Source organism: Dactylococcopsis salina PCC 8305 (genome assembly GCF_000317615.1).
In the GTDB taxonomy this organism is placed as follows: Bacteria; Cyanobacteriota; Cyanobacteriia; order Cyanobacteriales; family Rubidibacteraceae; genus Halothece; species Halothece salina.
Genome location: NC_019780.1, coordinates 3,600,486 through 3,618,604 on the forward strand (window position 1 = coordinate 3,600,486; position 18,119 = coordinate 3,618,604).

General features: G+C 43.3%; 14 protein-coding genes. 8 read left to right on the forward strand and 6 right to left on the reverse strand.

Features of this window, described 5'->3' with window-relative positions:
• Positions 1 to 116: 116 nt before the first annotated feature.
• From DACSA_RS17135 to DACSA_RS17150, 4 genes are all read left to right on the forward strand, one after another.
• Positions 117 to 593 carry a fasciclin domain-containing protein gene (locus DACSA_RS17135; RefSeq protein ID WP_015230950.1) on the forward strand — a complete coding sequence of 159 codons (477 nt, stop codon included), beginning with the start codon at positions 117 to 119 and terminating at the stop codon, positions 591 to 593.
• 104 nt (positions 594 to 697) lie between these two features.
• Positions 698 to 1,639 carry a DMT family transporter gene (locus DACSA_RS17140; protein WP_015230951.1) on the forward strand — a complete coding sequence of 314 codons (942 nt, stop codon included), beginning with the start codon at positions 698 to 700 and terminating at the stop codon, positions 1,637 to 1,639.
• Between the two features lie 103 nt (positions 1,640 to 1,742).
• Complete coding sequence (locus DACSA_RS17145) at positions 1,743 to 6,917, forward strand: non-ribosomal peptide synthetase (protein ID WP_015230952.1); 5,175 nt, start codon at positions 1,743 to 1,745, stop codon at positions 6,915 to 6,917.
• Between the two features lie 267 nt (positions 6,918 to 7,184).
• Positions 7,185 to 8,210 (forward strand): methyltransferase, encoded by a 1,026-nt coding sequence (locus tag DACSA_RS17150; protein WP_015230953.1) that lies wholly within the window; start codon positions 7,185 to 7,187, stop codon positions 8,208 to 8,210.
• Positions 8,211 to 8,303: 93 nt separating this feature from the next.
• Here DACSA_RS17150 and DACSA_RS17155 read toward each other — a convergent pair whose 3' ends face one another.
• Positions 8,304 to 9,239 (reverse strand): NAD-dependent epimerase/dehydratase family protein, encoded by a 936-nt coding sequence (locus DACSA_RS17155; RefSeq protein WP_015230954.1) that lies wholly within the window; start codon positions 9,237 to 9,239, stop codon positions 8,304 to 8,306.
• Positions 9,240 to 9,436: 197 nt separating this feature from the next.
• Complete coding sequence (locus DACSA_RS17160) at positions 9,437 to 9,925, reverse strand: type II toxin-antitoxin system antitoxin SocA domain-containing protein (protein WP_041235566.1); 489 nt, start codon at positions 9,923 to 9,925, stop codon at positions 9,437 to 9,439.
• A 195-nt stretch (positions 9,926 to 10,120) separates the two neighbouring features.
• Here DACSA_RS17160 and DACSA_RS17165 point away from each other — a divergent pair, with 195 nt between their 5' ends.
• The 3 genes from DACSA_RS17165 (at position 10,121) to DACSA_RS17175 (ending at position 12,281) form a co-directional block, all read left to right on the forward strand.
• Entirely contained in the window at positions 10,121 to 10,612 is a 492-nt protein-coding gene (locus DACSA_RS17165; RefSeq protein ID WP_156800844.1) for a hypothetical protein, read from the forward strand.
• 514 nt (positions 10,613 to 11,126) lie between these two features.
• The gene (psbP, locus tag DACSA_RS17170) at positions 11,127 to 11,675 is read left to right on the forward strand and encodes a photosystem II reaction center PsbP (RefSeq protein WP_015230957.1); all 549 of its coding nucleotides are present in this window, start codon (positions 11,127 to 11,129) and stop codon (positions 11,673 to 11,675) included.
• A gap of 18 nt (positions 11,676 to 11,693) precedes the next feature.
• On the forward strand, positions 11,694 to 12,281 hold the full coding sequence (locus DACSA_RS17175) for a Maf family protein (RefSeq protein ID WP_015230958.1): 588 nt from the start codon (positions 11,694 to 11,696) through the stop codon (positions 12,279 to 12,281).
• A 257-nt stretch (positions 12,282 to 12,538) separates the two neighbouring features.
• On the opposite strand, the gene hrcA is transcribed toward DACSA_RS17175, so the two are convergent.
• Both hrcA and DACSA_RS17185 read right to left on the reverse strand, forming a co-directional pair.
• On the reverse strand, positions 12,539 to 13,609 hold the full coding sequence (hrcA, locus tag DACSA_RS17180) for a heat-inducible transcriptional repressor HrcA (protein WP_041235567.1): 1,071 nt from the start codon (positions 13,607 to 13,609) through the stop codon (positions 12,539 to 12,541).
• Between the two features lie 9 nt (positions 13,610 to 13,618).
• Positions 13,619 to 13,969 carry a rhodanese-like domain-containing protein gene (locus DACSA_RS17185; protein ID WP_015230960.1) on the reverse strand — a complete coding sequence of 117 codons (351 nt, stop codon included), beginning with the start codon at positions 13,967 to 13,969 and terminating at the stop codon, positions 13,619 to 13,621.
• A gap of 544 nt (positions 13,970 to 14,513) precedes the next feature.
• Here DACSA_RS17185 and DACSA_RS21100 point away from each other — a divergent pair.
• Entirely contained in the window at positions 14,514 to 14,666 is a 153-nt protein-coding gene (locus tag DACSA_RS21100) for a hypothetical protein (RefSeq protein ID WP_156800845.1), read from the forward strand.
• A gap of 1,428 nt (positions 14,667 to 16,094) precedes the next feature.
• Here the strand turns inward: DACSA_RS21100 and DACSA_RS17190 are convergent.
• Positions 16,095 to 16,409: a P-II family nitrogen regulator gene (locus tag DACSA_RS17190; protein WP_015230961.1), complete on the reverse strand. Its 315-nt coding sequence runs from the start codon at positions 16,407 to 16,409 to the stop codon at positions 16,095 to 16,097.
• A 75-nt stretch (positions 16,410 to 16,484) separates the two neighbouring features.
• Positions 16,485 to 17,624: a sodium-dependent bicarbonate transport family permease gene (locus DACSA_RS17195; protein WP_015230962.1), complete on the reverse strand. Its 1,140-nt coding sequence runs from the start codon at positions 17,622 to 17,624 to the stop codon at positions 16,485 to 16,487.
• Positions 17,625 to 18,119 lie beyond the last annotated feature (495 nt).

The following is an 18,119-nucleotide window of genomic DNA, read 5'->3' on the forward strand; positions in this document are numbered from 1 at the left end:
TTTAGGGATCGCTAATCGTGTTAAGAAGAAATTTACCAAGTGTTAACCCATTATGGAAAATGAGTTGTTATGCTAAGAAATGTAAAGCTAAAAGCAACAACTTCTCATAATCCACTATGCGCTTACTCAAATCTTTTCTTGTTTCCCTCTCGGCAGTTGTATTTTTCACTTTCAATACTCTCTCCGCATCAGCGGCGGACATTGTTGATACCGCAGTTGAAGCGGGTTCTTTTGAAACGTTAGTCACTGCTGTTAAAGCAGCTGATCTAGTGGATACTCTCAAGGGTGAAGGGCCTTACACCGTATTTGCTCCTACGGATGAAGCATTCGCCGCTCTTCCTGAAGGAACAGTTGAATCTTTACTCCAACCTGAAAATAAAGCTAAACTAACCAGCATTCTCCTTTATCACGTTGCTGCTGGAAATGTTACCTCGGATCAGATTCAGGCTGGCTCGTTGAAAAGCGCTGAAGGCTCAAACCTCTCGATCACAGTTGATGAGGGCGTGAAAGTCGATAACGCAAACGTTGTTAAAGCAGACATCGAAGCCGACAATGGCGTGATCCACGTGGTTGATCAGGTACTCTTACCGTAATTAAACTCTCCCCCTTATTAAGGGGGCTAGGAGGGATCGTTCTCCGTTATGGGCGTTCCCCCCGAACTCGCGGGAGGCTTTTGGTGAAGATAAATAACCCAGAAATGACAGAGCAAGTACAAAATCAAAGACAACTTTTTTCCCTCCCGATCGATGCTTTCGTCGCTTTGGTGGGAAGTATGATCTGTATTTCCTTCACTCCTATTTTTATCCGTCTCAGTGATCTAGAGCTTAGTGCGAATGCAACTATTTTTAATCGCTTCTGGATGGCGAGTTTAGCACTGTTGCTAGTGAAACAAGTTTCCTCTCAAGGAAAAGAAAAGTCTTCTCCGCTTTCTTCTCAGCAGATTATGCTTTTGATTGGGGATGGTTTGATTTTAGCAACAGGTTTGATCCTTTGGGCTTGGTCTTTGGATCGGACAACGGTGGCGAAATCTTCACTGATGCACAATCTTGTCCCCATTTTCACTGTCTTGGGGGGATGGCTGGTTTTAGGTAAAACTTTTAATCGTAAGTTTCTGGTGGGAATGGCGGTGGCGATCGCGGGTGCTATGTTATTAGAAGCAGATAGTTTACTTGCTTTAAAACTGACTCCAGAATTGATCGCTGATTTAGTTGCTCTCCTGTCGGCGGTTTTTTTTGGGATTCATCCCTTGCTTGCTGAACGTCTTCGCGCTGATCTTGATGCGGTTACGATTATGACTTGGTCATCAGTCACCAGTTCGATTTTGCTGTTTCCCATTGCTATAGTTGCCACCGATCAATTGTTTCCACCTTCTTTAAATGGGTGGTTGGCTGTGATCGCTCTTGCTTTGGTGAGTCAGATTTTGGGAGTGGGATTATGGACGTATTCCTTAAAACGCATTGCTTCTGGGTTTGCGAGTTTGGTGGCGCTGATTATTCCCGCTTTGAGCGCGATCGAGGGTTGGATCATTTTCTCCGAAAGCCTAAATTTTTTAACTGGAATTAGTTTCGCTGTGATTTTAATTGGAATGTATTTAGCAATTTCTAGTCGCTCTGTGGTGAAACCCAATCCCGAATCGTAGTAAACAGCCACCAATTGCCTATTTTATTAATCGTTTCCGATTGATCAGATTATTGATGATCAATTGTTATTCTGCGGATTTTTTTTATTATCTTAATTAAACTATGTTCGTTTTAAACCAAAAATTGCCCACTGCTTCTATTCAAAAAATCAACTGGATTAAATCCGAAAAAAATGCCAATGAATTAACTGATAAAATTGCGATCGCGCTTCAGATCAAATCTTCTCTCGATCCCTTCACCCTTAAACAGTCTCTTCAAACTTTAACCGATCGTCATCCCCTTCTCTGTCAAAATTACTACCAAACTGAGGGAAAATTAGTCGCAGTTGCTGGAGAGAAAACATCGATCGCCCTAGAAACCTTCGCTGCGTCTGATTGGACAGAAGAAACACTCAACCATCAGTTATTAGCTTTTGCGAAACATCCCTTTAATTTAGAAAAAGAATCGCCGTTACGATGTGGCTTGTTTCTCGTTTCCTCAACAGAAACGATCCTTGTTTTAAAATTACATAAAATCGCAGGCGATCAAGAGTCATTAGGAATTTTATTAAGAGAATTAGTGACGGTTTATGAAGCAAAAATTAATCAAGAAACGCCACAATTGTTTTCTCCAACCGCATCTTATCAAGATTATATTCAGCAAGAGTTAGCGTTTCTAGAAAGTGAAGAAGGACAAGAATTAAAAGAGGAATGGCGATCGCGACTACAGGGAGAACTTCCGATTCTTAATTTACCGAGTTATGGGACTCCTTCTCCTGTGAGAAATGATGAAGGCGCTGCTTATAAAGTTTGTTTAGATTCAGATATTGTTCAACAACTGCGTCAGTTAGCACAGGAAAACAAAGTTGATGTTAAGGAAATTTTTTTCAGTGCGTTTCAAGTTTTACTTTACCGCTACACTGGAGAAGAAGACTTAAAAATTGCTTTGTATCGAGAGCGAGATCAAGATTTTACAGGGGTGCTGGGGAATTTTACGAGGATCGCGATCGCGCAAACAGCTTTTTCCGCCAACCTTTCCTTTAGACACTTTTTAGAACAAGTAACCCATACCGTTTCCGAAATCGAAAGCAAAGGAAGTTATCCGTTTCATTTATTAGTTGAAGAGTTAGAAGAGTCTCTCAATGAGAGTCATTCCCCTATCTGTCAGGTGGCGTTTCAATATTCTCAATCATCTCTTCCGAAAACGCAACAACTGGATTTAGAAATCTACAATCTTCCTCAGCAGAGTGTGGACTTTGATTTTAGTCTAGAAATGATTGAACAGTCTCATGGTTTAGAGGCTGTTTTTTATTACGCGATCGAGCTTTTAGACAGAGAAACCGTCACTCAATTTGCTCAACATTTCCAGAATTTATTGGTTAGTATTATTGAAAATCCAGAAAGCGCGATCGGAGAATTATCAATCCTTAGTGAAGCAGAAAGAGAAACTATCTTAAACTCTTGGAATGAGACAGCAACCGATCGAGATTTATCCCACTGTCTTCCGCAACTATTCGCGGAGCAAGTAGAACGTAACCCCAACGCGATCGCGCTCAGTTTCCAATCTCAAACAATAACTTATCAGGAACTCAATCACCACAGCAACCAAGTCGCCCATTATCTGCGTCGTCTGGGAGTGAAACCCGAAACGCCAGTGGGAATCTGTATCGAACGCTGTTTAGACATGGTGGTGGGATTATTGGGAATCCTCAAAGCAGGTGGGGCTTATGTTCCTCTCGATCCCGCTTATCCCCGCGATCGGGTTGACTATATGTTAACCGATTCCCAAGCGCCAGTCTTGTTAACGCAAAGTCATCTCACAGAACAATTTTCCAACTATCAGGGAACAATCGTCTGTCTGGATCGGGATCGGGACGCGATCGCGCAAGAAGATGATAAAAATCTCGAATCTGGATTAACCGCAGACAATCTCGCTTACATTATCTACACATCAGGATCAACAGGAAAACCGAAAGGAGTCCAGATTCCTCATCGCTGTTTGACCAACTTCTTACAATCCATGCGCAACACCCCTGGGCTGAGTGCTGAGGATACCTTACTGGCGGTGACGACCATTTGTTTTGATATTGCGGGATTAGAGTTGTATCTTCCTCTGATTGTAGGCGCAAAAGTTGTTATTGCGAGTCGGGAAGTGGCGACAGATGGCTGGCGCTTATCAGAAACGATCGAGACTGAGAAAATAACCGTGATGCAAGCAACCCCTGCAACGTGGCAAATGTTACTGGCGGTTGGGTTTACTCGCGGTAAAGGTTTAAAGGTTTTAAGCGGAGGGGAAGCGTTACCCATGAAACTGGGCGATCGCCTGTTGGAAACTGGGGCTGAGGTTTGGAATCTCTATGGTCCCACAGAAACAACGATTTGGTCAGCCGTCTATAAGGTAGATCGGGAAAATCGCATCAAAGTAACGATCGCACCGATTGGGAAACCGATCGCCAACACTCAGATTTACATTTTAGATTCTTATTTGCAACCCGTCCCCATCGGCGTTACAGGAGAGATTTACATCGGGGGAGACGGTGTCGGAAGAGGTTATCTCAATCGTCCAGAGTTGACCGCAGAAAGATTCCTTTCCAGTCCTTTTCATCCAGAGAATACCTTATACAAAACAGGAGACTTAGCCCGTTATCTCCCTGATGGAAACATCGAATATCTGGGCCGGGCTGACAATCAGGTGAAGATTCGTGGCTTTCGCATTGAGACAGGAGAAGTAGAAGCCGCGATCGAGCAACATTCATATATTAAAAGCGCCGTTGTCATGGGAAGAGAAGATCGTCCTGGAGATAAACGGTTAGTTGCTTATGTGATTCCTCAAACTCCAGAAGCGGGAGAAGAGGAGTTAACAGAAAATCAACTCAACAGTTGGGAAAATATCTTTGATAATCAAGGATATGCGGAAGAGAAAGAAGTGGGCGATCCGCTTTTTAATACCGCCCTCTGGCGCAATAGCTATAATAATCAGCGTATCCCAGACGCACAAATGCGAACTTGGGCGAGTGATATTGTTCGTCAGATTCTCGCGAAACAACCACAACAGGTTTGGGAGATTGGAAGCGGGACGGGAATGTTACTGTTTCAAATTGCTTCCCACACACAATTTTATTACGGCACTGACCTCTCAGAAGTTTCCATCGAATACACTCGACAGATTTTAGACCAATATCGAGAGGATTACAATGAGGTGAGATTAGCCCAGAAACCTGCGGATGATTTTAGTGGGGTAGAGAAGGGAAGTTATGATCTGGTGATTCTCAACTCGATCGCGCAATATTTCCCCAGTGTGGATTATTTGTTAGCAGTGATTGAAGGGGCGATTCACTCAGTCAAGTCTGGGGGAGCAATTTTCTTGGGGGATATTCGATCGCAGTCTCTCCTAGAAGCCTTCCACACCTCAGTAGAATTATACAAAGCTCCGTCTTCTCTCTCCACTGCTGAACTTCAAAAGCGCATCCAGAAGAAGATTCAACAGGAAAAAGAGTTATCCATCGCCCCAGAGTTTTTCATCGCCCTCAAAAGCCATTATCCTGAGATTACCGAAGTCCAAATCCGTTTGGAAAGAGGAAAGCAAGCCAACGAATTAAATAAATATCGCTATCATGTCTGGCTGTATGTGGGAGACTCTTCGCAACGGATCATTACTCCTCCTGTGGTGGAAGGAAAGGAGATGACTGCAGCAGAAATTAAGGGGTATCTTCAAGAGAATCATCCTGATCAGGTTTGTTTTACTAATCTTCCTAACCAACGAACGATCGCGGATGCGGAAACGATTAAAGCCTTACAACGGGCTGATGTGGAAACTGTTGAACAGTTGCGAGAATTACCAAGAGAGAGAAGCGCGATCGAGCCAGAAGCCTTACATGAGATCAGCGCTGAGTTAGGGTATAAATTAGAATTATGCTGGTCGCCCAACAGTAAAGAGGGAAGTTATGACGCAGCGTTTGTCCGAGAAGAGCAACAGGGAATCATCTTAACTCCTCTCACCCAAAGCACGCGATCGGGTGGTAACTGGATGCGCTATGTCGGTGATCCTCTGACCTCGCAAATCGCCACAGAAATCGCCCCGCAACTGAGAAAACATTGTAGCGAAAAACTCCCTGCTTACATGGTTCCCACTGCGTTTGTGGTGTTAGAATCTTTTCCGCTTACCCCTAATGGAAAGGTGAATCGTCGCGCCTTACCCGCCCCAGATTTATCTAGTTTTGCACAAGAAAACGAATATATCCCACCGCGCGATCGCGCAGAAGAAACCTTAGCAAATATCTGGTCAGAGATTCTCAATCTCCCAAAAATCGGGGTTCACGACGACTTTTTCGACTTAGGCGGTCATTCCCTGTTAGCGATTGTTTTAATGAGTAAAATTGAACAAGAATTTGGGAAACAACTTCCTTTATCGACCTTATTAAGTAATCGCTCGATCGCTGCTTTAGCCCAAAAAATCGAAGGAAATCAAGAAGCGCATTCATCCTCTTTAGTTCCCATTCAAATAAAAGGAACGCAACCGCCTTTTTTCTGTGTTCATCCCGCAGGTGGTCACGTGCTTTGCTACACTGATTTAGCCAAATATTTAGGGAATAATCAGCCAGTTTATGGACTACAAGCGCCAGGGTTTAATGAAGGGGAAAAAATCCTCGATCGCGTTGAAGACATGGCGCACTTTTACATAGAAACTATCAAAGAATTTCAAGCAGAGGGCCCCTATAAAATTGGCGGTTGGTCATTCGGTGGCGTGGTGGCTTATGAAATGGCGCAACAACTTCTCAAACGAGGAGAAGAAGTAGAATTATTAGCAGTTATGGACGCTTGGACTCCCATTTTATTAGACCCAAATAAAGAAATAGATGGGGTTTATTTAGGAGGGGTTCTCAATCGTTATTTCGGGGGGATTTTTGGGGGAATTAATCTCGTTAGTCCGCAAGAATTAGAGGGATTAAATGCCGAAGAAAGAGTTGAGTTAATCCTTGATAAAGCTGAGGAGAAAAACTTATTCCCTCCCGACTCCGATCGCGCCCAGAATCGGCGTTTTGTGGATGTTATCGTGGGAACATTAAAAGCAACCTATCACTATCAACCGCAACATTATCCAGGAAAAGTTACTCTTCTGCGGCCACAAGAAAGACATTATCACGAACCCGATCCGCAATTAGTCTGGGTGGAATTATACGCCATTATGGATGCAGCAGAAATTGATTTAATTTCTGTCCCAGGCAGTCATTTCTCTTTCATAAAAGAACCCAATTGTCAACAAACCGCCGAACAATTAGCCACCCGTTTACACCGATAAATCTTATGTAGGGTGGGCATCGCCCACCACATCAGACGAAACTCTCAATGTTTGCTTAATCCCCCCTTCATAAGGGGGGGAAAACGCATCGCCCACCACATCAGACGAAACTCTAAATGTTTGCTTGATCCCCCCTATCCCCCCTTATTAAGGGGGGGGAAATGCACCGCCCACCCGATAGAAATTAACAAAACTTTACATTATTCTGAAATTCGGATAAGATACTAACTGAAATCATGATCATCTCAACCAAAATTTGTTAGAAAAATGGAAGCAAAAAATAAAATTTTTAGTATTATTCAAGGATTCTGGGGAAGCCAATGTTTATACATTGCAACCTGTTTAGGAATCCCCAATCTTTTGGAAGAATATGGCGCTCAAAGTGTCGAATCTTTAGCAGAAAAAACTGAAACTCATACAGAAACACTTTATGTGGTTTTAAGAGGATTAGCGCATCTAGAGATTTTAGAAGAAAAGCCCGATCGCGTTTTCGCCCCCACAGAAGCGTCTTCTCTCCTTGTTACTAACGCCGGCCCCTCCATTGGACATTTCGCCCTCCATATCACCGAACCCTGTCAGTGGGATGGCTGGAAAGAACTCTATGACGCAGTTCACACGGGAGAAGTCGCTTTTGAACGGGCAAACGGCAAAGGAGTCTATGAGTTTACTCGTGATAACCCTTGGAGTGGGGATGTGTTTATTAACGCCATGAGTTTTCTCACGGATCATGCCACAGAAGCACTGATGGCAGTGTATGATTTTGGTCAGTATGAGACAGTTATGGATGTCGGCGGTGGTCAAGGAGGATTAATCGCAGAGATTGTTAAAACCTACAATTGTAAAGGAATGTTGTTTGATGTTCCTTATGTCATCGAAACCGCCCCCAGTTTCTTAGAATCGAGAGGTGTTCCCAAAGACGCGATCGCGCTTCACACTGGAGATGTGTTTGAAAAAGTTCCTACTGGTGCTGATGCGATCGTGATGAAATACTTTTTATCCGCTTGGAATGATGAAGATGCGGGAAAAATCCTCGCCCGTTGTCGGGAAGCACTCCCCGATCATGGGAAGATTGTCTTATTGCAAAGCATTGTCCCTGATGTCGGAGAGCCAACAGTTTGTCCTGATGGTATCATGCCAGGCTTATTTGCGGTACAGATTCGCAGCGCGGTTCCAGGTGGGGTGTGGCGTACCCTGAAGCAGTATCAAGAGATATTTGCCAATAGTGGCTTTAAGCTCGATCGCGTGGTTCATACTAGCACGAATCTTTCAGCAATGGAATTTAGTTTGGCATAAGTTCCTTTTCCTCCTCCCCACCTCCACCATGATTTCAGTGATCCCCCCTAACCTATCTTAAACAAGGGGGGAAAGAGGGGGGTGGTGAGGGGATTAAAGAGAGGATAAAATCTCATCATCAACCGAGAAATCAATCTCAGCCTCGTGACGATTTTGGACTAAATAATCTTTTTCAAAAGACTCTTTGAGACCACTAATTAAATCATATTGCGGTTGCCACTGTAAATCGGTTTTTGCCTTACTAATATCTGCAAAAAAATGTTGCATTCTTAAAGGAAAGGGTTTCTTTTTCCCAAAGTCAAAGTCTTTCGGATTATAGTGAACTAACTTGAGATCATCAGGAGACTTTCCGATCGCTTTCGCACAAGCGCGAGCAATACCATTAAAAGTAACATAACGCTCTCCTGAGATATTATAAACCTGTCCGATCGCGTTTTTATTGCCTAAAATAGAAGCCATTGCATAGGCTAAATCTTGGACATGACTGAGTTGGGTAATATGTTCCCCATGTCCAGGAATAGGAACAGCGCGATCGCGCACAATGCGATCAAAAAACCAAGCCTCTAAATCATTATAATTCCCTGCGCCATAAATATAAACAGGACGAACCGAAGTCCAAGGCATTCCCATTTCACTCAAATAAGTTTCCGTATCATGCTTTCCCTTATGGCGACTTTTCGGGTCGATCGCATCAGCTTCATAATGAGGCATTTGATCGGATTTTAAGTAAACACCCGCCGAACTCACATAAACAAAATGTTGAATTTTATCTTTGAATAATTCCACTAAAGGCTGAGTGTCGCTTAACTCTCGTCCATTATTATCAAAAATAGCATCAAAAGTTTCTGTTGCTAACTTTTCCTTTAATTGATCCGCGTCTTTTCGATCGCCATTAATCGTTTTCACCCCTTCCACAGGAGAGGGATTATTACCGCGATTAAATAGCGTTATTTTATGTCCTTGTTCCACTAAAATTTTCGTCAAAGCAACGCCAATAAAGCGAGTACCACCCATTATTAAAATTTTCATTACAATTTCTCCTAGATGCGATCGGATAATCTTTTATTGTCTCATGCCTTAATCTTTCCTTGAAACAGAACTTTGGGAAAATTCTTAAAATTAATCCAATAAATCATCTACAGCCTGTTGTTTCCCCTCCTCTGGTAACAAATCAAAAATCTTTTTGACCAATTCGGGAGAAGCATTAGAAACCTTGTCCTGCCATTTTATACTCCTAACTCTTCTCTTACTTTTTCATGTTCTAGGTAAAGATTGAGAGAAACTTTTTCTTCTGGTGTATGGCGCGATTTTGCTACAATCATCGGTTCTGTTTGATAGACAAAATCCAGTAATTCAGCAATTTTCTGGGAATTTAATCCCGCCCATTCTTTCTGAATATTTCTCAACATTAACTCTAACCTTTTAGAAAACCCTAAATGTTTAATTTCAGGACAGTTTTCTGTTGGCTGAATCACTACTGCATTCCCTAGTTTGCTTTGTGTTAAAACCTCATTTTGATAGAATCCATCTAAAGCTAGATCAATCTCCTCATTCCAGGGACCATACTGGTAATAAAGCCAATCTAAATCAGTCAGTTGTTTTTCTGTCCATTTCACCGCAGCCAAGTCAGCAAGATACAGAAACTTCACCAACTGGGTTTTCGTAATATACCCCTTGGTTTTACGCACAAAAAAGACGATTAGTTTTTCCAACATGGACAGATTCATAAGCGCCCATCTTAACTTTTAACTCAATTTTACACTAGACCACCCACCGTAAAATTTAGCAAGTTCTTTAACAAGTGTAACGGCTGATTTAAAGGCGACCACAAAAGAACTTTGTAACAATTATTAGTGGGGGATCAGAGATTTTAATGAGATAATAGAAGAGAAATCGGAAATAATTTATTGATGAATATGACTTTTGTCTATCAATGGTTACAGCCTTCGCAGTTTTTACTCACCCTACTGACAACCTTAGCACTCCTTACGCTACCGATGTTTTCCGTCATCGCTAGACCGATCGAGATGATGAAAAATAATCAATCCACCTTTCAGGAAGGAACGTATATTTATGGTCAGTCACCCCAACCTAACGAAATTGGTAACGAGTATGTTGTGTTTGAGGTGACAGATGGAAAACTCGTCGGGGTTTTGTATATGCCTCACTCCGAGTTTAGCTGTTTTGAAGGAGAAATCAAAGGAGATGAACTAGATTTAATTGTCGATCATCCCTACGACGACACCACCAATCGCTACTCGATCGCCCTCGAATCCGTTTCTCCTGTGGCTAGTCGTGACGAGACGATGAAAACCCCCTTAACCCTCAAAGGATATCATCCCCTCGAAGAACTCAGCCCTAATGATGAGCGAATGTTAGCCCATTGTCAAACAGCATTCTAATTCCCCCAGAATTGGGGGTTAGGGGGCAAAATTCCCCCAGAATTGTGAATGAGGAGACAAGATTCCCCCAGAATTGGGGGTTAGGGGGCAAAATTCCCCCAGAATTGTGAATGAGGAGACAAGATTCCCCCAGAATTGGGGGTTAGGGGGCAAAATTCCCCCAGAATTGTGAATGAGGAGACAAGATTCCCCCAGAATTGGGGGTTAGGGGGCAAAATTCCCCCAGAATTGTGAATGAGGAGACAAGATTCCCCCAGAATTGGGGGTTAGGGGGCAAAATTCCCCCAGAATTGTGAATGAGGAGACAAGATTCCCCCAGAATTGGGGGTTAGGGGGCAAAATTCCCCCAGAATTGTGAATGAGGAGACAAGATTCCCCCAAAATTGGGGGTTAGGGGGCAAAATTCCCCCAGAATTGGGGGTTAGAGAGTAAACAGAAACTTATTTACAATTGCTAGAGATTAAGTCCCCACAACATGGGAAAATAGAATTGATATGAAAAGCAATTTAGACTAATGTTTAGAGCAACCTTTGCCCTTATTTTTTTAGTATTGAATCTTACCCTCTTTGGCTGTAGCACTCCCACCAGTGGACTCCAAGCATACACCAATGGGACAGAAGGATACAAATTTCTCTATCCCAACGGTTGGCAGGAAGTGAAAGTAGATAACAACACCGCAGGCGTTGATGTGGTCTTTCGGGATTTAGTGGAACAAACCGAGAATATTAGCGTTGTCATTAATCAAGTGGGAGAAGATAGACAACTCACCGATTTGGGAACACCCTCAGAAGTCGGTCAACGTTTGAAAAATACGATCGCGCCCCCCAATTCCGATCGTCAAGGAGAATTAATTCGCGCGGATGAATTGGAAAAAAAAGGACAAACCTACTACCTCCTCGAATACCAAGTCACCTTCCCCGATAATCGAAAACGCCATAACATGGCAAGTGTCGCCGTCAGTCGGGGGAAACTATACACTTTTAGCATTTCTACGCCTCAACGTCGTTGGGAAGGGTTATCTGATCGATTTAACACCATCGCTGATTCCTTTGAAGTGAGTTAAAAAGATAAGTTCAAGATCATGGAATTAGTCCTTGCTTCCGCGTCTCCTGCTCGTTTACGATTATTACGTCGTGTTGGTATTGAACCGATCGTTCAAAAAAGTGGTTTTGATGAATCACAAGTCAAAACCCGTGATCCGAAAACGCTGGTGACAGAATTGGCAACCGCCAAAGCGCAAACCGTCGCCCCAAAATTTCCAGATCATCTTATTTTGGGATGCGATTCCGTGATGGTGGTGGCAGGAGAAATTTATGGGAAACCAGAAAACGAAGCCAATGCGATCGCCCTTTGGCAACAAATGCGAGGAAAACAGGGAACACTTTACACGGGACACACCCTCATTGATTCCATTCAAAATCAGCAACGAGTGCGCTGTGGTATCACGACGGTTTATTTAAGCTCGATCGACGATCGCGCTATTGCCGATTATGTCGCCACAGGAGAACCGCTTAACTGTGCGGGGGGATTTGCCCTCGAAGGTCGTGGGGGGCTATTCGTGGAGAAAATAGAAGGGTGTCACAGTAATGTTGTCGGGTTGAGTCTCCCTTTATTTCGTCAGATGTTAGAGGAGTTGGGTTACAAAGTCAGTGATTTCTGGAAACATTAATTAGCCTTTGCTGTTGGGAAGCTGAAAGTTTTGCCAAATAAGGATTTGAGGCGATTAAGATATGAGTAAAAATGCAAGTTCATTGATTGTTCAATCGTCACGCACCTTGCATCAAAACCTTCCCCTCCTACCGATCAATCAACCCTATAGAAGCGCGGGCAACTTGCCTTTTGCCTTTTGCATGCAAGCCTCTTGCCTAAGGCAACTTGCCTCTTGCCTTACTAAACCAACCAATGGACTTTTTCAGGAGGCACTAATTAGCCTTGGGAGAGAGATTGAGAAAGCGTATCCGCCGCCACCTCCACCAGCGCGATCGCATTTTCATAAAGCATCCGCGTCGGTCCGACCAACCCTAAACTCCCCGCGGGAGATTCTCCTTGATAATAATTCGCTGACACTAAACTACAAGTTTGCATCGGTTCTAGGGGGTTTTCTGAGCCAATTTTTACCGTTACCCCCCCTTCTACCACATTACAAATCACAGAACGTAATTGATCTTGTTCAGCTTCTAAGAGATGTAACAAAGTTTGAACCTGTTGGAGTTGGGAAAATTCGGGTTGTTGCAATACTTGAGAGATGCCGCGCACTAAAATCTGAGACGAAGCGCCACTTTGACAGCGTTGCAGCACTTGTTGGCAAATCTCTTCTAAAAACTCCCCGTCTTGTTTCCATTCTTGTTCTAAATCCCTTGCTTTCAGGGTTGCTAACTCCGACAGCGATCGACCTTGTAGCTTCTGGTTCAGAAAATTAGATAATAAATCTAACTCTTGTTCAATGTCTTCTCCCGCTTCCAGTTTTTCTGTAATTCTTCTCGGTGGATCAATTAATCCCGACTGAGTTTGATAAGAATCGGTAATAATAATCAGCATGATCCGCCGATTCTCTAGGGGAACTAATTGTAAATGACGCAAATAAGACGTTTGTTGTTGGGGAAACGTAATTAACGCAATGTAACCACTAAGCGTCGCTAACAGTTGCGCCACCCCATATAACAGCGCCTCTAAACTTCCCACTTCCTCCTTGATCGCCTGACTTAAAAGCTGATCCAATTGTTCTCTTAAAGCGCGATCGGGGAGCATGATCTGATCAACATAAGTACGATATCCCCAGTCAGAAGGAATGCGTCCGGCAGACGTATGAGGTTGATACAGTAAGCCCGCTTTTTCCAACCATCCCATCGCATTACGGACAGTTGCCGAACTTACCGTAAGATTATATTCATTGACCAAAGTTTTAGAACTCACCGGTTCTGCTGTGGCAACATATTTATGGATAGTTGCCGACAGAATGTTTTGATGACGTTCTTTTAGTCGCATGGTTTTAGACATGATGACAGTTTAATAGCGGGGTATTGAGGAATCAATGGTGAGAGAATAAGCATCAATCCCACCCTGAATATTCTTTACAGTTTTAAATCCCTGTTGGTTTAACCAATAACACATTTGCGCGGAACGGATGCCGTGATGACAGAGAACATAGGTTTCCTTTTCTGGATCAAGGTGTTGGTAAATTTGAGGCGCCCATTGTTCATGTTGACTGAGAGGAAGATTGGTAAAGCCCTCGATCGCGCTGATTTCTAATTCTGAAGGTTCTCTCACATCTACTAATTGTAAGTTATCTTTGCCTTGAGTTTGGAGCGCGTTCGCCAGTTCTTCCACAGAAACTTGTTGAAAAGGAGTGTTAGCCATCTTGAATCAATTTAAACGGAACTTCTCCTTCCATCTTAAAGTAGCGGTGTAGGTTCGGTGAAACCCAACAGGTGTAGGTTGGGTGGAGGACACGAAACCCAACATAAATTAGTCATTAGGTAGAGACGTTCCATACTTCGACAAGCTCAGTAATATCAGGTTCGGGTAATTGTTTACAATTGGTGTTGGGTTTCGCTTCGCTACACCCAACCTACTTTTTATCATTGATTGAGCGAACCTGATATAACAGGAACGTCTGTACATTGGTCATTAGGAAAACTGACCTCTTACTGAATCACGAATGACAAAGAACGAAGGTGTTCCTGAGCCTGTCGAAGGACAAAGGACAAAATAGTAGGTTCGGTGAAGAACACGAAACCCAACAGCCAATCAAGGCTCGATCGAATCATCCCCATGCTATAATACGATCTGGTGCGGTAAATCTCCTCATTTTAAGCAGCACGTCCTAACGTTTTCTGTCAACACCGCTTAAAACTTTTTAACAATTCCCTCCTAAAATTAGTGTCAGTAAACTTGCCAAGGCTTGACAAATTTTGGCTTTCCGAAACGAAGCCATGCGGGTTTAGGCACAATCATAAGAATTAAAGACAGACCATCCCGTGGGATTATTGTTCTCACTATCCTACCTGAAACGGCGCAATCTCGTCAAGTTTTTCCCCTTGATTTTTTCCGTTAAGAAAGATAAACCGCCTGTTTTGATAGAAAAGACTAATTGAAGATTGAATTAAATTGAGTGTTACTTATTTAAACTTGACAGAATAACAGCGATGTTATATGAATTACTAGGTAATCAATTCCAAAATTCAAACTTTTGAAACAAAAACCCTCGGTAAAGTCGAACTGATACCGAGGGAGTAAATCACTGATGCTAAAAGATTTTGAATTATATTAGGTTCGGGTAATTGCTTAGAATTGGTGTTGGGTTTCGTGTACAGACGTTCCATGGCACGTCTGTACCTAACCTACTTTTGATCATCGATCGATCGAACCTAATCTTAAAACTTGTGAGCGTGCAGTACCTCGGCATCACAGGTGTAGGTTGGGTGAAGGACACGAAACCCAACATCAATAAGAGCGTAGGTTCGGTGAAACCCAACAGGTGTAGGTTGGGTGAAGGACACGAAACCCAACATCAATAAGAGCGTAGGTTCGGTGAAACCCAACAGGTGTAGGTTGGGTGGAGGACACGAAACCCAACATAAATTAGTCATTAGGTAGAGACGTTCCATACTTCGACAAGCTCAGTAATATCAGGTTCGGGTAATTGTTTACAATTGGTGTTGGGTTTCGCTTCGCTACACCCAACCTACTTTTTATCATTGATTGAGCGAACCTGATATAACAGGAACGTCTGTACATTGGTCATTAGGAAAACTGACCTCTTACTGAATCACGAATGACAAAGAACGAAGGTGTTCCTGAGCCTGTCGAAGGACAAAGGACAAAATAGTAGGTTCGGTGAAAGACACGAAACCCAACAGCCAATCAAGGCTCGATCGAATCATCCCCATGCTATAATACGGTTTGGTGCGGTAAATATAATCATTTCAAGCAGCACATCCTAACGTTTTCTGTCAACACCGCTTAAAACTTTTTAACAATTCCCTCCTAAAATTAGTGTCAGTAAACTTGCCAAGGCTTGACAAATTTTGGCTTTCCGAAACGAAGCCATGCGGGTTTAGGCACAATCATAAGAATTAAAGACAAACCATCCCGTGGGATTATTGTTTTCACAATCCTACCTGAAACGGCGCAATCTCGTCAAGTTTTTCCCCTTGATTTTTTCCGTTAAGAAAGATAAACCGCCTGTTTTGATAGAAAAGACTAATTGAAAATTGAATTAAATTGAGTGTTACTTATTTGAACTTGACAGAATAACAGCGATGTTACTTGAATTACTAGGTAATCAATTCCAAAATTCAAACTTTTGAAACAAAAACCCTCGGTAAAGTCGAACTGATACCGAGGGAGTGAATCACTGATGCTAAAAGATTTTGAATTATATTAGGTTCGGGTAATTGCTTATAATTAGTGTTGGGTTTGGTGTTGGGTTTCGTAAACTCCACCCAACCTACTTTTGATCATCGATCGATCGAACCTAATCTTAAAACTTGTGAGCGTGCAGTACCTCCGCTTCACAGAGATAGGTAATACCCGAATAATCCTCGAAAAACCGTGCTGCCACCTCATCCGAAATCTTCAGAGCCATTTCTCGTGTCGGGGTAAGCACCTCAAACTTGATATTTGATTCGGTGTCACCAACAGTAGGTTGTCCCGACGATCGAACGTTACGACTCCCTTTACCACCAGTCGCTAACACAGTGTAACCAGTCGCTCCAGCTTCATCGATGATCTTGGCGACCTTTTTCAGTAGCAACTTTTCCGTGATGATAACGAGCTTTTTCGCTTCCTTAGTCATATTGCTTACCTCCTTATGCGTATATTCCTCAAATGATTAGGTTATCAGTTTCGGGGCACGCTGCCCCGTCCGAGATTAGCCTCCTCCCATCAGCGTTTGGGCGAGTCCAATGTAGAGTGGGATTCCCACAGCAATTGCAATTGGCGTACCAAGCGCGGTAGAAGAGCCGATGTATGCCGAGGGATTAGCTTTGGGAATACCAGCGCGTAAAGTAGGCGGCCCTGAAATATCTGAACTAGAGGAGGCGATGACAGCTAAGATCACAACGCCCCCTGCACTAAATCCCGTTGTAACGTGGGCAAGATAACCGAGACCAAAGCCAATTAGCCCATGCAATAGTGGCGCTGCTGCAGCATAGACGACGTACCACTGGGCAACCTTGCGTAGCTCGCCGATTCTTGACCAAGCCTCCATACCCATAACCAGCATCAAAACTGAAAGCAGACCACGGAAGAGGGGATTAAAGAAGCTCTCATAGACACTTTCGGGACGGGTTAGTATGCCAAGGGCGAGACCGAGTAGCAGTGCTGATAGAGCCGAACCTTGTAAGCTCTCCTTCACAATCGGCCAGATTTCGACCCGCTTACCTTGTTGTTCGCGCTGCTGATTCCGATACTCCTGCCTTGTGGTCGGATAGTCTGGCTCGCTAGGATACTCTCCAGCGCCTGCAGCAACCGCCTGCTTGCTGAGATACTCCTGCTGGGTGATATCTTCGCCTACGGTCTGACTCTCCTTGCTTTTATAAATACTGGCTAAGACGATCGCCGTCACGAGCGCTGGAATGTCCATAAAGGGATAAAGTGCAGCCGCCCAAGGTTCGTATTGCATCGCTTCTGATTCCATCATTGTCAGACCGGCGGCGAGAGTAGAGCCACTCACCGCCCCAAATAAGCCCCCAGTCGCAATGGCATCAACGACTTTGACTTTCGGCAACCTTGCCAAGGTATTACGCGCAATCAGCACGATAATAATCCCGATGGCTGCAGCAAATACCGCAGGTAACAGCATCTGCGCTAGGTTAGCATTACGGATCGCAATACCACCACTCAAACCAACTTTGATGAGCAACATGAAGACGATGAACTTATAGATCGCATCTGGAATTTGCAACCGACTATTGACGGCAGCAATGATCATACCACCAATTAGAAAACCCAGTGTTGGGGACTGTAACTTATCCCCGAAGCGCGTCAAGAAATCTGATAAAAAATCCACTAATAAATACCTCCTTTACTCTCCTCTAATGAGAAGTGATTATTTTGATAAGTGAGTTTTAAAAAGCAAGGGTGAAGTATTTCACTCCGATAAAACAGGTGTTACGCAAGAACCTATCAATCCCATATTCAGAGAGGGTCGCCCTCCGAACGGGGTTGGAAAATGATAGTAGTTCTACGCTTTATACTATAGACGTTTGTCTATTCAGACCTGACTCTGTATCTTTTATAGTCTATCGTAAAACGATGTAAATTTTGCGCTCCTCAACATGGATTCGCAATAGGATGTCAAATTCAAATGATAAGTTTTTCTTAATATTTATCTGTCAATCCCCGCTTCTGGTTAATAGTCGCGATCAATCAAACCCAACACCATCCCATAAAAAAACTGTGCGCTAAATGTTTAGCACACAGTTTAATCAGTTTTTGATAATAGTAGGTGAGTTACGGACTTGCCCCCTAAATCCCCCAATTATGGGGGACTTTATCAGTTAAT